Annotated in this window: 12 protein-coding genes; 6 read left to right on the forward strand and 6 right to left on the reverse strand. The window is 62.5% G+C overall.

Annotated features, from left to right (window positions below; genetic code table 11):
- Positions 1-10: 10 nt before the first annotated feature.
- Entirely contained in the window at positions 11-562 is a 552-nt protein-coding gene (locus GGR23_RS09770; RefSeq protein WP_183366089.1) for a single-stranded DNA-binding protein, read from the reverse strand.
- Between the two features lie 284 nt (positions 563-846).
- Here GGR23_RS09770 and uvrA point away from each other — a divergent pair, with 284 nt between their 5' ends.
- The 3 genes from uvrA to GGR23_RS09785 all read left to right on the forward strand — a co-directional run bounded on the left by uvrA (position 847) and on the right by GGR23_RS09785 (position 6,466).
- Entirely contained in the window at positions 847-3,765 is a 2,919-nt protein-coding gene (uvrA, locus tag GGR23_RS09775; RefSeq protein WP_183366090.1) for an excinuclease ABC subunit UvrA, read from the forward strand.
- Between the two features lie 27 nt (positions 3,766-3,792).
- Complete coding sequence (locus GGR23_RS09780) at positions 3,793-4,602, forward strand: DUF72 domain-containing protein (RefSeq protein ID WP_183366091.1); 810 nt, start codon at positions 3,793-3,795, stop codon at positions 4,600-4,602.
- Positions 4,603-4,813: 211 nt separating this feature from the next.
- On the forward strand, positions 4,814-6,466 hold the full coding sequence (locus GGR23_RS09785; RefSeq protein WP_183366092.1) for a Na/Pi cotransporter family protein: 1,653 nt from the start codon (positions 4,814-4,816) through the stop codon (positions 6,464-6,466).
- On the opposite strand, the gene GGR23_RS09790 is transcribed toward GGR23_RS09785, so the two are convergent.
- Positions 6,463-7,971, reverse strand: coding sequence for an NAD(P)H-hydrate dehydratase (locus tag GGR23_RS09790; protein ID WP_183366093.1), 1,509 nt, complete (start codon positions 7,969-7,971; stop codon positions 6,463-6,465). The two genes, GGR23_RS09785 and GGR23_RS09790, sit on opposite strands and share 4 nt — an antisense overlap.
- A 325-nt stretch (positions 7,972-8,296) precedes the next feature.
- Here GGR23_RS09790 and GGR23_RS09795 point away from each other — a divergent pair, with 325 nt between their 5' ends.
- On the forward strand, positions 8,297-8,635 hold the full coding sequence (locus tag GGR23_RS09795; protein WP_183366094.1) for a P-II family nitrogen regulator: 339 nt from the start codon (positions 8,297-8,299) through the stop codon (positions 8,633-8,635).
- 64 nt (positions 8,636-8,699) lie between these two features.
- The gene (glnA, locus tag GGR23_RS09800; RefSeq protein WP_183366095.1) at positions 8,700-10,109 is read left to right on the forward strand and encodes a type I glutamate--ammonia ligase; all 1,410 of its coding nucleotides are present in this window, start codon (positions 8,700-8,702) and stop codon (positions 10,107-10,109) included.
- A gap of 104 nt (positions 10,110-10,213) precedes the next feature.
- Here the strand turns inward: glnA and GGR23_RS09805 are convergent, their stop codons facing one another.
- The 3 genes from GGR23_RS09805 to GGR23_RS09815 all read right to left on the reverse strand — a co-directional run bounded on the left by GGR23_RS09805 (position 10,214) and on the right by GGR23_RS09815 (position 12,799).
- The gene (locus GGR23_RS09805) at positions 10,214-10,438 is read right to left on the reverse strand and encodes a hypothetical protein (protein WP_183366096.1); all 225 of its coding nucleotides are present in this window, start codon (positions 10,436-10,438) and stop codon (positions 10,214-10,216) included.
- 325 nt (positions 10,439-10,763) lie between these two features.
- Positions 10,764-11,792, reverse strand: a complete 1,029-nt coding sequence (locus GGR23_RS09810; protein ID WP_183366097.1) for a TAXI family TRAP transporter solute-binding subunit — start codon at positions 11,790-11,792, stop codon at positions 10,764-10,766.
- A gap of 11 nt (positions 11,793-11,803) precedes the next feature.
- The gene (locus GGR23_RS09815) at positions 11,804-12,799 is read right to left on the reverse strand and encodes a coiled-coil domain-containing protein (RefSeq protein WP_183366098.1); all 996 of its coding nucleotides are present in this window, start codon (positions 12,797-12,799) and stop codon (positions 11,804-11,806) included.
- 266 nt (positions 12,800-13,065) lie between these two features.
- On the opposite strand from GGR23_RS09815, the gene hspQ reads away from it, so the two are divergent.
- Positions 13,066-13,392, forward strand: a complete 327-nt coding sequence (gene hspQ, locus GGR23_RS09820) for a heat shock protein HspQ (protein WP_183366099.1) — start codon at positions 13,066-13,068, stop codon at positions 13,390-13,392.
- 71 nt (positions 13,393-13,463) lie between these two features.
- Here hspQ and GGR23_RS09825 read toward each other — a convergent pair whose 3' ends face one another.
- On the reverse strand, positions 13,464-14,105 hold the full coding sequence (locus GGR23_RS09825) for an invasion associated locus B family protein (RefSeq protein ID WP_183366378.1): 642 nt from the start codon (positions 14,103-14,105) through the stop codon (positions 13,464-13,466).
- Positions 14,106-14,236: the final 131 nt, after the last annotated feature.

Consider the following 14,236-nt stretch of genomic DNA (forward strand, 5'->3'; position numbering starts at 1 on the left):
CGGTGTTCGATCAGAACGGAATATCGTCGTCGAGGTCGCTGGAGAAGCCGCCGCCCTGGGAGCCGCCACGGCTTGCGCCGCCACCGCCGCCGCGGGAGGAAGAACCGCCGCCGGAGCCGTAATCGTCATAGCCGCCGCCGAAATTGCCGCCACCGCCGAAGTCACCGCCCTGGGACATGCCGCGCCCGCCGCCCTGGCCGCCGCCATCGCCGCGGCCGCCCAGCATGGTCAGGGTCGAATTGAAGCCCTGCAGAACCACTTCGGTGGTGTAACGGTCCTGCCCGCTCTGGTCCTGCCACTTGCGGGTCTGCAACTGGCCTTCGACATAGACCGTGGAGCCCTTCTTCAGGTACTGCTCGGCCACCTTGCAGAGACCTTCGTTGAAGATCACCACATTGTGCCATTCGGTTTTCTCGCGGCGCTCGCCCGAATTGCGGTCGCGCCAGGTCTCGGAGGTCGCGATGCGCAGGTTCGCGATCGGACGGCCATCCTGCGTGCGGCGGATTTCCGGGTCAGCCCCGAGATTGCCCACCAAAATCACCTTGTTTACGCTGCCAGCCATGCTTTCCATCCCTGCTGCCAAGAAGGCAGTCGATCCTGTCACCCGTCCTCGTGACGGGTCGTCGTGAATTTGCCAGCACCTTAACGCATGCCGGGAGCAAAGGTCGCCCTCCCCTCCCGAAAACGCACAGGTTTTTTGTTCTTTTTTTGTTCTAGTGTTTCGGTAAACTCGAGTCAACCGAATCGATTTCATGCCCCGTGGATCGCTTTCCGGCTCGACAGCGCGAGCGCGATCACTACATAGAGGCTTCCTAATCCATAAGAGCCGACGGCCCGAGCAAAACGATGAGCGAACTGAAGACGATTTCCATACGCGGCGCGCGCGAACACAATCTGAAGGGCATCGATCTCGATCTGCCCCGCAATTCGCTGATCGTGATGACCGGCCTTTCGGGCTCGGGCAAATCCTCGCTTGCCTTCGATACCATCTATGCCGAAGGGCAGCGGCGCTATGTCGAGAGCCTCTCGGCCTATGCGCGCCAGTTCCTCGAAATGATGCAGAAGCCGGACGTCGACCAGATCGAGGGTCTGTCTCCGGCGATCTCGATCGAGCAGAAGACGACGTCGCGCAATCCGCGCTCGACCGTCGGTACCGTCACCGAAATCTATGACTACCTTCGCCTGCTCTTTGCCCGCACCGGCGTGCCCTATTCGCCCGCAACCGGCCTCCCCATCGAAAGCCAGACGGTGAGCCAGATGGTGGATCGCATCCTCGATCTCGAGGAAGGCACGCGTCTCTATATCCTCGCGCCGATGGTGCGCGGCCGCAAGGGCGAGTACAAGAAGGAACTCGCAGAGCTGATGAAGAAGGGCTTCCAGCGCGTGAAGGTGGACGGACAGTTCTACGAGATTGCGGAAGCCCCGACCCTCGACAAGAAGTACAAGCACGACATCGACGTGGTGGTCGACCGTGTGGTGGTGCGCAAGGATATTGCCGCGCGGCTCGCGGACAGCCTCGAGACCAGCCTGAAGCTCGCCGACGGCCTCGCGGTGGCGGAATTCGCCGACAAGCCCCTTCCTGCGGAAGAGACATCCGCTGGTGGCTCGGCCAACAAGTCGCTCAACGAGACGCACGAGCGGATCCTGTTTTCGGAAAAGTTCGCCTGCCCGGTTTCCGGTTTCACGATTCCCGAGATCGAGCCGCGGCTTTTCTCCTTCAACAATCCCGCCGGCGCCTGCCCGACCTGCGACGGCCTGGGCTCGCAACAGAAGATCGATCCGGCCCTCATCGTTCCGGAGGCGCACCGGACGCTGCGTGACGGTGCGATCGCGCCCTGGGCGAAGTCCACCTCGCCCTACTACAACCAGACGCTGGAAGCGCTCGGCAAGGTCTACGGCTTCAAGCTCGGAAGCCGCTGGAGCGATCTTTCTCCCGACGCCCAGGATGTCATCCTGAACGGCACCGACCGGCTGATCGAGTTCCAGTATGCGGATGGTGCCCGCAGCTACAAGACCACCAAGAATTTCGAAGGCATCATTCCCAACCTCGAGCGGCGCTGGAAGGAAACGGATAGCGCCTGGTCGCGCGAGGAAATCGAGAAATACATGTCGGCGGCCCCCTGCCCGGCCTGCAACGGCTTCCGCCTCAAGCCGGAGGCGCTGGCGGTGAAGATCCAGGGCCTGCACATCGGCGAGGTGACGAACATGTCGATCCGCGCCGCGCGCGACTGGTTCGAGGAGCTGCCGGGACGGATGACGGCGAAGCAGAACGAGATCGCCGTGCGCATCTTCAAGGAAATTCGCGACCGTCTGCGCTTCCTGAACGATGTGGGTCTCGACTATCTCAGCCTCTCGCGCAATTCCGGCACGCTGTCCGGCGGCGAAAGCCAGCGCATCCGCCTGGCCTCGCAGATCGGTTCCGGTTTGACAGGTGTGCTCTACGTGCTCGACGAGCCGTCCATCGGCCTGCACCAGCGCGACAATGCCCGCCTTCTCGAGACACTCAAGCACCTGCGCGATATCGGAAACACGGTCATCGTGGTGGAGCATGACGAGGACGCCATCCTGACAGCCGATCACGTGGTCGATATCGGACCGGCGGCGGGCATTCACGGTGGCCAGATCGTTGCCGCCGGCACGCCCGACGAGATCATGGCCAACCCGAAGTCCCTCACCGGCAAGTACCTGTCGGGCGAGCTCGGCGTTGCCGTGCCTGCGGAACGCCGCAAGCCGAAGAAGGGCAAGGAAATCAAGGTCGTCGGTGCGCGTGGAAACAACCTGAAAAACGTGACTGCCTCCATTCCGCTTGGTCTCTTCACCGCCGTCACGGGCGTGTCGGGTGGCGGCAAGTCGACCTTCCTCATCGAAACGCTTTACAAGGCGGCGGCGCGGCGCGTGATGGGCGCGCGTGAAAACCCGGCGGAGCATGACCGCATCGACGGCTTCGAGCATATCGACAAGGTCATCGACATCGACCAGTCCCCCATCGGGCGCACGCCGCGCTCCAATCCGGCCACTTACACCGGTGCCTTCACGCCGATCCGCGACTGGTTCGCCGGCCTGCCGGAGGCCAAGGCGCGCGGCTATCAGCCCGGCCGCTTCTCCTTCAACGTCAAGGGTGGCCGCTGCGAGGCCTGCCAGGGCGATGGGGTGATCAAGATCGAAATGCACTTCCTGCCGGATGTCTATGTCACCTGCGACGTCTGCCATGGCAAGCGCTATAATCGCGAGACGCTGGACGTGCAGTTCAAGGGCAAGTCGATTGCCGACGTGCTCGATATGACTGTGGAAGAGGGTGTCGAGTTCTTCGCCGCCGTTCCCGCCGTGCGCGACAAGCTTCAGGCGCTGGCCGACGTCGGCCTCGGTTACATCAAGGTCGGCCAGCAGGCCAATACGCTTTCGGGTGGCGAGGCGCAGCGCGTCAAGCTAGCCAAGGAATTGTCGAAGCGCTCCACCGGTCGCACGCTCTATATCCTCGACGAGCCAACGACCGGCCTGCACTTCCACGATGTCGCCAAGCTTCTGGAAATGCTGCATGAGCTGGTCAATCAGGGTAACTCCGTCGTGGTCATCGAGCACAATCTCGAGGTTATCAAGACCGCGGACTGGGTGCTCGATATCGGGCCGGAAGGTGGCGATGGCGGCGGCGAGCTCGTGGCTTGCGGCCCGCCGGAAAAGATCGTCGAGGAGCCGCGCTCCTATACCGGCAAGTTCCTCAAGGACCTGCTGGAACGGCGGCCCCATCGGCGCGCCGCGGCGGAGTAGATATTCAAACCGCTCGGGAGGAGCGACATGACCCGGACCGGAACGGTACGCGTGGGCATCGGCGGATGGACCTTCGAGCCCTGGCAGGGACATTTTTATCCTGAGAAGCTGAAGGCCAGGGACGAGCTTTCCTATGCCAGCAGCAAGCTCAGGACCATCGAGGTGAACGGCACCTACTACAGCACCCAGAAGCGCGAGACCTTCGCGAAATGGGCGTCGGAGGTGCCGGATGGTTTCGTCTTCACGCTGAAGGCGAGCCGATACGCCACCAACAAGAAGGTGCTCGGTGAGGCCGGCGAATCCATTGCCCGCTTCCTCGATTCCGGCGTGGCGGAGCTCGGCGATCACCTGGGGCCGATCCTCTGGCAGTTCATGGCGACGAAGAAGTTCGATCCCGTGGATTTCGAGGCGTTCCTCAAACTCCTGCCGGCCAAGCAGGAGGGCGTTCCCCTGCGGCATGCGGTGGAAGTGCGCCACGACAGCTTCCTTACGCCCGAATTCGCGGCCCTCCTGGACAAGCACGGGGTTGGCCTCGTCATCGCAGACCATGCGGAATATCCCATGCTTGCCGATGTCACCGCTGACTTTACCTATCTGCGGCTGCAGACCGGTTCGGATGCGGAGCCGCTGTGCTACGACCACTCCCGGATGGCGGAGTGGAAAGCGCGGATCGAAGCGCTCGCGCGCGGCGAACAGCTCCGGGGCCTGCCCATGGCGGATCCGGCGCGCGCTCCGTCAAAACAACCCAGAGATGTATTCGCCTACTTCATCACCGAAGGCAAGGTCAACGCACCCGCCGGAGCGATGCATCTTCAGGCGGCCATCGAGGCAAAATGAGGCCTTTGCAGCCACTTACACCGCATTTGTGAGTCCCGTTTTTTATTAGCCGCCTACGCACGTTTCGGTTAGTAAATTGTGACAATGTCGTGAATGAGGTACTTTGCGGCGCAAGACTCACCGCAAGGCCCTCGTGAAAAGAAGAGTGTCGCGCGATTGTGTTTTCGCAAATGCGCGGGCGCTCCGCGGCCATCACATTCGGGGCATGTCCATGACCGGTTCAATCGTCTTCATCAACCTTGCAGGTGCCGTGGCCCTGCTTCTCTGGGCCACCCGGATGGTCCGCACCGGCGTGGAGCGCGCCTATGGTAACCTGCTGCGCGACAAGCTGCGGCTTGCGATCGGCAACCGCTTCACGGCGGCCATTGCCGGTTTCTTCATGGCCATCGGCCTTCAGAGTGCAACGGCGGTGGCTCTCATCGTGTCGGGCTTCGTTTCGGCCGGATATGTCTCGACGACCATCGGGGTGGCGACGCTGCTGGGGGCGGATTTCGGCTCGGCCTTCGTCGTTCGCCTGCTGCGGCACGACCTGTCCCTGCTCGTTCCCGTGCTCATGCTTCTCGGTACGCTCTGCTTCCGCGCCAGCGAGAAGCGCGACTGGCGGCAGCTCGGGAGGATCTTCTTCGGTCTCGGATTGCTGCTGCTGTCGCTCCGCCTCATCGGCGAGGCTTCCGATCCGCTGAAACACAGCGAGCTGCTGCCGATCGTCATCAACTATCTCTCGAAGGACTGGATCACGGCTTTCCTTCTGGCGGCGCTTCTGGCCTGGGCCTTCCATTCCAGCGTCGCCTCCATTCTGCTCTTCGCGTCGCTTGCGGACCGTCACCTGCTGACGCCCGAGCTTTTGATCCCGCTGGTGCTGGGCGTGAATTTCGGCGGTGCTGTCATCGGCGCCATGCTGACACGCGGCGACGAATCCGCCGCCCGCATCGTGCCCCTGGGGAATGTAGCGATCCGGGGCGTGGGGACGCTGCTTGCGCTGGTGCTGCAGCTCGTCTTCAGGGTCTCTCCCGATGTCTTCGCCTCCCGCCCGGGTGATGCGGTGGTGCTGATCCACATGGCCATCAATCTGGCAGTGATCATTCTCGGGCTTCCCGTCTGCCATCTGGTGGCGCGGGGACTGGAAACATGGCTGCGCAAGCCGCCGGCCACTGAAGCTGCCAATCAGGATGACCGCATCTCCGCCCTGAGCCCGGCCGATCTCGCCAATCCGCGCCAGGCCATCAACAACGCTACCCGCGAGGTCATGGCCGTCTGCGACAAGATCGAGGTGATGCTGACTCGCATTCCCGAGGTGTTCGAAAGGGCCGACGAGAAGGGCATGGCCCGGATCGAAGCCCTTGACGACGAGGTCGACCGGCTGCACCGGGACATCAAGTTCTATCTGGCGCGCATTTCCCAGACGGCACTCGACCCGAAGTCGGCAGCCCAGTGCCAGGACCTTCTTGGCGCCACCATCAAGCTCGAGCAGACGGCAGACATCATTTCCCAGAACATGCTGATCCGCGCTCGCAAGAAGCATGCCCGCAACATTCAGTTCTCGGCCGAGGGCTGGAAGGAGCTGCGTGAAATGCATGACGAGGTGGTGCGCAATGTCCGCATGGCCTTCAACCTGCTGGTCAACCCGGATGTGGAGCAGGCAAGGCAGCTGGTGGCCCAGAAGGAAGCCGTCCGCAATCTGGTTCGGCTGAGCGAGGAAAAGCACCTTCAGCGCCTGCGCGACGGCAATGTGGCGAGCTATGATTCCAGCTCCATTCACATCGATACCATCCGCGATCTGAAGGAAATCAACTCGCTGGCGGTTTCTATCGCCTATCCGGTGCTCGAAAGCGCAGGCATGCTTCGCCAGAGCCGCCTGCTCTAGAGGGAAGGCTGCTCCTCGCGAACCGCCATTTGCCGCAAGACGTGGTGAAGGGCTTCCGGCAGGTCTTCCGCGGTCAATGCCGCCCCTGCCCGCTTTCCCGCTTCGCCATGCAGCCACACCCCGGCGGCGGCGGCCTCGAAGGCGGGCATGCCCTGTGCCAGCAGGCCGCCGATGATTCCTGCGAGGACATCGCCGGATCCCGCAGTGGCGAGGTCGGGCGGTGCATTGTCATTGATGAAGGCGCGCCCGTCCGGGGCTGCAATCACCGTATCGGCACCCTTGTAGACAATGACGGCGCGGGCCCGGGCGGCGGCTCTGCACGCCTTTTCCACCTTGCCGGCCTCCGCATCGCCGGCAATGTCGGGAAACAGCCTTGCGAACTCCCCCTCATGGGGGGTCATGACCAGCGTCGGCAGCGATGCATCCTCGTAGAGCGAGAACAACTGGTCCGGATTGTCCCGGAAGCTCGTGATTCCATCCGCATCCAGCACAAGCGGCCGTCCTGCCAGCAGTTCCACATAATCGCGCGCCCGCTTGCCGGTTCCGAAGCCGGGGCCGAGCACGAATGCCGTCAGCCGCGGGTCGGCGATCCAGTCGGCGAGCACGTGCGGATCGCCGATCTCCCGGATCATCACTGCGGTCAGATGGGCCGCCAGAGCGGGTACGGCCTCCGGGGTCGCGCCGACTGTCACCAGCCCCGCCCCTGCGCGCAGGCCGGCAGACGCGGAAAGACGCGCCGCACCGGTGGCAGACGGCCCTCCCGCGAAAACCGCCAGATGACCCCGACGGAACTTGTGGCTGGAGGCGTCCGTATCGGGAAGCGTCCACAGGCCCGGCCGGTTCACGCGGAGGCGCCCGGCCACGGAGTTGACGATCCGGTGCGGTATGCCGATATCGAAAATCTCCACCGGACCGCACAGCTGTCGACCGGGCAGAAGCGCATGTCCGGGCTTCGCCGTCATGAAGGTCACGGTGTGGCTTGCCATGAAGGCTGCCCCGCGTATCTGGCCCGTCAGGCCATCCAGGCCGGATGGCAAGTCGACAGCCACAACCGGCAGTTCCCGCTCTCCGACCTCCCTTATGACGCGGGCAAGGTCCGGCGGCACATCCCGCGCAAGTCCCGCCCCGAAAACGGCATCGATGACCACATCCCCCACAGCCGGACGCCAGGCGGAAAGCGGCGCGACAGGGAGGGCGCACCGGCGGTGGGCTTCCGCCGCATCCCCCTTCAGCCCTGCCGTGTCTGCCAGGGCGTGGATCGTCGTTTCGGCACCCGCCTGCGCCAGGGCTCTGGCGGCTACATAGCCATCCCCGCCGTTGTTCCCGGGCCCGCACAGAACGACGAAGCGCTTCGCTTCCGGATAGAGCCGCAACGCCGCGGCAGCCACAGCCTGCCCGGCCCGCTCCATCAGTCCATAACTGTCGATCCCGGAAAGAGCCGCCGCCTTGTCGGCGCGTCCCATTTCTTCGGGCGTGAGAAGAAGCGTCGTGAATGCATCGGCCATAGGTGCATTTGAAACCAAATCCCGGCCAATGCAACCCGTCCCCGCGGATGATCATTGCCCGAAAAACAGGCAAATGCATAGTTTTTGAGCAGTGCCCGCCTTACCTTCCGCGACAGATGGATCCCGCGACTTTCCGTCTCGTCGTCCAAGGCGAATTTTGCCGAATGGCCGGCTTACAAAACCGCCATTTTGCGGCAAACTGCCTTTCGCGAAAAAAATCGCGGAAAAATGGGAACCGAAATGAAGTTTGGCACGCGGTGTGCATTAGTTAATGGCGAGCGGGTTCCAAGCCTGCTTTAACCGGAACGCGGAGAGACATTTTCTCATGAAAAAGATCGAAGCCATCATCAAGCCGTTCAAGCTCGACGAGGTCAAGGAAGCCCTTCAGGAAGTTGGTCTGCAGGGCATCACGGTAACGGAGGCCAAGGGCTTCGGCCGCCAGAAGGGGCACACGGAGCTGTACCGTGGCGCTGAATACGTGGTCGATTTCCTCCCCAAGGTGAAAGTTGAAGTCGTTGTTGCCGACGAAAACGCGGAAGCAGTGATTGACGCGATCCGCAAGGCGGCGCAAACCGGACGCATCGGGGATGGCAAGATCTTCGTGTCGAATGTGGAAGAGGTCATCCGAATCCGCACCGGTGAAACGGGCACAGACGCAATCTGATCCCGCCTGAGCCGTTCGCGGCTCCGGCTCCCTTTCGTTATTTAACTCTCAAGGAAAACGTCAAATGACGACTGCAAAAGACGTTCTGAAGCAAATCAAAGAAAACGACGTCAAGTTCGTTGACCTGCGCTTCACGGATCCCAAGGGCAAGCTGCAGCATGTCACCATGGACATCGCCTGCGTGGACGAAGACATGTTCGCCGATGGCGTCATGTTCGACGGTTCGTCCATCGGCGGCTGGAAGGCGATCAACGAATCCGACATGGTGCTGATGCCCGACCTGGACACGGTTCACATGGACCCGTTCTTCGCCCAGTCCACCATGGTCATCTTCTGCGACATTCTGGACCCGGTTTCCGGCGAAGCCTATAACCGCGATCCGCGCGGCACCGCCAAGAAGGCCGAAGCCTACCTGAAGGCATCCGGCATCGGCGACACCATTTTCGTAGGCCCGGAAGCCGAATTCTTCGTCTTCGACGACGTGAAGTACAAGGCCGACCCCTACAACACCGGCTTCAAGCTGGACTCCTCCGAGCTGCCGTCCAACGACGACACCGACTACGAGACCGGCAACCTCGGCCACCGTCCGCGCGTCAAGGGCGGCTACTTCCCGGTTCCGCCGATCGACAGCCTGCAGGACATGCGCTCCGAGATGCTGACGGTTCTGGCCGACATGGGCGTCGTCGTTGAAAAGCACCACCACGAAGTGGCTGCCGCCCAGCACGAGCTCGGCGTGAAGTTCGATGCGCTCGTGCGCAACGCCGACAAGATGCAGATCTACAAGTATGTCGTGCACCAGGTCGCCAATGCCTACGGCAAGACGGCAACCTTCATGCCGAAGCCGATCTTCGGCGACAACGGCTCGGGCATGCACGTGCACATGTCGATCTGGAAGGACGGCAAGCCGACCTTCGCCGGTGACGAATATGCCGGCCTCTCGGAAAGCTGCCTGTACTTCATCGGCGGCATCATCAAGCATGCCAAGGCGCTGAACGCCTTCACCAACCCCTCGACCAACTCCTACAAGCGTCTGGTCCCGGGCTATGAAGCACCGGTTCTGCTGGCTTACTCCGCCCGCAACCGTTCGGCCTCCTGCCGCATTCCGTTCGGCACCAACCCGAAGGCAAAGCGCGTCGAAATCCGCTTCCCGGACCCGACCGCCAACCCCTACCTCGCCTTCGCCGCCATGCTGATGGCTGGCCTCGACGGCATCAAGAACAAGATCCATCCCGGCAAGGCCATGGACAAGGACCTCTACGACCTGCCGCCGAAGGAACTCAAGAAGATCCCGACCGTGTGCGGCTCGCTGCGCGAAGCCCTGGAATCGCTGGACAAGGACCGCAAGTTCCTGACCGCCGGCGGCGTATTCGACGACGACCAGATCGACTCCTTCATCGAGCTGAAGATGGCCGAAGTCATGCGCTTCGAAATGACCCCGCATCCGGTCGAATTCGACATGTACTACTCGGTCTGATCGACCAGGGTAGCGGCTTGCGGCCTTCCACGGAAGGCCGCCTCCCAAGCACCGGCCTGTTTCGACAGGCCGGTTTTTTGTTGCGCGGCAAGCATGCGGTTTGCTCACCGCCCAGACATGGTCGTGTCGATATCCAGGAAATCCCGTTGAACCGGCGGAGGGGTGAAGATCGGCAGCGGCGCTGATGCCGGTATGCTCAGGGATTGCCGTACTGACCGTTCGCGATGCAGCACAAGGCGCGCCAATCCATAGAGCGTTGCATGGGGCAGGATCACTATGAGTGCCTTGATCCAGTCCGGCGACGACAGATAAAGCTGGCTGATCTCCATTGGCGGCAAAGCTCCCTCGCGCGAGTGGAGTCACCGGAGGTCCCTAGGGGACCCACCGGCGACCGGGAGCTAGAAAAACCGCGTTAGAACGGCCGCCCCGGCTTTTAAACCGAAGTTCTGGACATGACCGGGGCCTCCCGGCCGCTAGGCTGGAAAGCTAAAGGGATCGGGACGTGCCCTTCAAGGCACGACCGCTTCTAACGCGAGGTTTTCTAAGCCCCGGGACACGGATTTTCGTCCGCATCCTGAAGGACAGGTTATCAGCGGGATAACATGAGTCAATGCTGAATTAGGCGTGACTTGGTTTCGCGGTAAAGCGCATTCCTCAGGGTTGCTTCAGGCGCTGCTTGAGAAGCTTGAGGTAGTCGTCGTTCTCGCCCTCGCCCCCGGAGGTCGCCGCGCCCTTGCACTGCGGATCGTAGTCCGGCTGCATGCCTGCCTTCACGCAGGCTCCGACCTTCCAGCCGGGCGGCAGCGCGGTCAGGTCCACCTGCTTCCACTTCGGATGCCCCGATTGGGTCAGCTGGTCCAGATGCGTGAGAATGAGGCTCGAAACATCGGCGACGGCCGTGCAGCTCTGGCGCTGATAGGCCTTGCCCTTCGCGTCGTATTCGAATGTCATGAGCACCGCCTTCACGGCTACCGCATCCACCCCTTCCTTCTGGAAGGGATAGGTGCCGGCCTCGATGCGTGCCGGAATGTAGCTTGCGAGAAGCGGCTCCTCCCGGACGGGCACCAGATGGAACTTCTGTCCGTCGATCCCGGCCGATGCGAACAGGGATGCGGGCGCTCCCGCCACATAGAAGAGAGCATCGAGCTCGCCGGAAAGCAGCTTGGGCAGCGCCTCATCCGGGTTGATCGCAACCCTTTCGCCGCCCTTTACCTGCAGGATGTCGAGCATCAGCGAAGCGGTGAGAAATGTCCCGCTGTCCTTCTTGCCGATGGCAAAGCGCTTGCCCGCAAGGTCCTTCAGAGACCCGATCTCCGTCCGGGCGAGAACATGGACTTCCTCGTTGTAGAGCGGAAACATGATGCGCACGCCGCGCACCGCCTTCTGCAGCTCCTTGTCCTCCGATTCGAATGTCTTCAGGTAATCGAGCACGTCGCTCTGCACGATGCCGAACTGGGTGTTGCGCCGGTTGCGCACCGCGGCGAAGTTTTCGAGCGAGCCTGCGCTCTCGACGACGTTCAGCGGCTTCCCGCAGGTCTCCGACAGGCGCGCGATGTCGCGGCCGATCTGGATATAGGTGCCCTTCGGCCCCCCGGTCATGATATTGCGCTCCACGTCTGCCGCGCGGGCGGGCAGAACAAGCGCAAGAAGTGCGGCGGCAATGAGAAGCGGGCGTTGCGTCATCGGGTTTCCTGTCAGCACGGACTGTCGAGATCCCGGATGAGGCTGCGCAGGGTCAGCACCGGGACACGCACAAAGATGTCCTCCAGAGCATCGGTCACGCAAGCCCCCTTCTCCAGATTGTCGGCCAGCTTTTGCCGCTCGGCGAAATCCAGGCTTTTCAGGCCGGGTGCACGGGCAATGGCATCGGCCACTGCCTGTCGGTCGCGCGGTGCGGCGGACTGATCCGGCACCTGCGGTTTTGGTGCATCGGTTTCGTCGCTTGCCTCACTTTCCCCCTGCGGCGCCTGCTGCTGCGCAGCCTTGAGCGCGTCCCGTTCGGCTTTCACGGCAGCCAGCTCGCCCTTCAGGCGGTCCCGCTCCCTTGTGGCCGCGGCGGCTTCTGCTTCCGAGGCGGTCAGCTTGTCTGCAGCCTGCCGGGCGTGGAGCGCCAGATCCTGGTTACGGGTCTCGAGTTCGCTTGCCTCCGATTGCAGCTGGGTCAGGCGGACCTTGAGATCGCCGGCCTCCTTCATGGCCTGCTCTCGCTGCCGGGTGGCCTTGGCAAGGGCCGCCCGGGTTTCATCGAGGACACGCCTCGTGTCGAACATCTCGCCCTCGAGCTGTTCGATCCTCTGGCGCTGCGAGCGTGCAAGGGTCTCGGCAGCCGCATCCGGCTTGGGGGCAGCACCGCTGGCGTCCTTCAGGGCTCTGAGCTCCGCTTCCAGCGTGCCGGAATGGTTTTGAAGTTCGACGAGCTTGAGGCGAAGCTCGCCGGTCTCTCTCATTGCCGCTTCGCGCTGACGCAGGGTTTCCTGGTAGAGCTTGTACAGCGAGCCGTCCCGCGTGGCAGGGATGGCGGGCGGCGATGCCGGCGCTTGCGCCGGCTCCTCCGAGGACACGAAGCGCGCGACGCCATAACCGGCGCCGAGCCCGACCGCGAGCGCAAGCACGCCCGTGACGATGATGCCGGCTGCGCTACCGCCCCGGCCCGGAGGGCCACCTCCGTCCCTGCCCCACTGACTGGTCACGCTCTTCCCCCTCACGCAGACCCGGCATGCCCTTCCTTGGGCTTCCGGCCGCAAATTACCGAAACCTTGGCTCTTTTCAAACTTCACGGCGAAAACGTGACACAGCGGACAACCCAGGAGAAATAGTCCGCTTCATCCACAGTGCGCCGCACGCGATCCCGCCTCCAGAAGCGCTGGAAAACAGACGAAAATCAAGTGGTTCGGTGGCCATAACCCTTGATGTTCAATTCGCATGTCACCACATTGTCACTGAAAGGAAACCGCCCATGAAACAACGAATAGCCAAGTTCAGAATAGGTGAAGTCGTGCGCCACCGGGTATTTCCATTCCGTGGCGTCATCTTCGATGTAGATCCGGAATTTGCAAACACCGAGGAATGGTGGAACTCCATTCCCGCGGAAGTGCGGCCGAGCAAGGACCAGCCCTTCTACCACCTGCTCGCCGAGAACGACCAGAACGAGTACATCGCCTATGTGTCGGAGCAGAACCTGGTCCACGACGATAGCGGCGAGCCGCTGCGCAACCCCACCGTCTCGCAGATCTTCGACGGCCAGCTCGGCCACTACAAGCCGAAGTTCACCACGGCGCACTGACGCCTTCCAAGGTTAGAAAACAAAAAAGCCCGGCTTGCGCCGGGCTTTTGCATGGGCCGTATGGCCCGGGATTACTGAGCCTGGGTTGCCTTCTTCTGGGCTTCCTCGAGCTTCTTGCGCGCTTCCTCGGCCTTCTTCTGCAGGCCTTCTTCCAGCGAGCGCTGTGTTTCGGCAAGCTTCGATTCGGAAATCGGCTCGCCGTCATAGACGCCGGAGAAGCCCTGCAGCGAAATCTTGATCGGGTTCGGCTGGCGGCGGAAGTTCATCGAGGTGAGAACCATCTCGTTGCCCTTGCGGATGGACGAGAGCATGCCGTCGGTCAGCGGAACCTCGGCGGTGCAGCGGTCCGGAAGGCACACGACGTAGTCGAGCTTGTTGCCCTTGCCACCGTCGATCTGCATGACGATGCCCGGGGGAATGAGGCGCGCAGACGGAACCGAGACCTGCATGATCTTCCGGTTGACCTTGCCGGTCACCGAGATGAGGCCAACGGCAGTGATCATCTGGCCGTTGTTGGCACGCTGGATGTTCTGGACGGCGCAGATATCGTTGTCTTCCTGCTTGGCGCAGGTCTTGTACCAGCCGAGCGGTTCGCCGCCGGCTGCCGGCTGGGCGCTCTGGGCGAGTGCGAAGGACGGTGCAGACGCAGCCGCAGTTGCCACTGCCAGCGCAGAAAGAGCCGTCTTGAGGGTTCTGTTTGCCTTGAAGATCATAACGATGTCCGTCTCCTGAAAACCTGTCGCCAGCGTCGCGGCGGTCTCGGGCAAGCGCCCGTTCCAGCCGATATGGGCCTTGCCAGACCACCTGTGGGGCAAATGAGGCAATTGAATGACCCTGCTGTTTC

Origin of the sequence: Gellertiella hungarica (genome assembly GCF_014197145.1) — a bacterium.
Lineage (GTDB): Bacteria > Pseudomonadota > Alphaproteobacteria > Rhizobiales > Rhizobiaceae > Gellertiella > Gellertiella hungarica.

Bases quoted from the DNA above. Each gene is read 5' to 3' on its own strand.
- GGR23_RS09770 (WP_183366089.1), bottom strand. From the start codon at position 562: ATGGCTGGCAGCGTAAACAAGGTGATTTTGGTGGGCAATCTCGGGGCT.
- uvrA (WP_183366090.1), top strand. From the start codon at position 847: ATGAGCGAACTGAAGACGATTTCCATACGCGGCGCGCGCGAACACAAT.
- GGR23_RS09780 (WP_183366091.1), top strand. From the start codon at position 3,793: ATGACCCGGACCGGAACGGTACGCGTGGGCATCGGCGGATGGACCTTC.
- GGR23_RS09785 (WP_183366092.1), top strand. From the start codon at position 4,814: ATGACCGGTTCAATCGTCTTCATCAACCTTGCAGGTGCCGTGGCCCTG.
- GGR23_RS09790 (WP_183366093.1), bottom strand. From the start codon at position 7,971: ATGGCCGATGCATTCACGACGCTTCTTCTCACGCCCGAAGAAATGGGA.
- GGR23_RS09795 (WP_183366094.1), top strand. From the start codon at position 8,297: ATGAAAAAGATCGAAGCCATCATCAAGCCGTTCAAGCTCGACGAGGTC.
- glnA (WP_183366095.1), top strand. From the start codon at position 8,700: ATGACGACTGCAAAAGACGTTCTGAAGCAAATCAAAGAAAACGACGTC.
- GGR23_RS09805 (WP_183366096.1), bottom strand. From the start codon at position 10,438: ATGGAGATCAGCCAGCTTTATCTGTCGTCGCCGGACTGGATCAAGGCA.
- GGR23_RS09810 (WP_183366097.1), bottom strand. From the start codon at position 11,792: ATGACGCAACGCCCGCTTCTCATTGCCGCCGCACTTCTTGCGCTTGTT.
- hspQ (WP_183366099.1), top strand. From the start codon at position 13,066: ATGAAACAACGAATAGCCAAGTTCAGAATAGGTGAAGTCGTGCGCCAC.
- GGR23_RS09825 (WP_183366378.1), bottom strand. From the start codon at position 14,105: ATGATCTTCAAGGCAAACAGAACCCTCAAGACGGCTCTTTCTGCGCTG.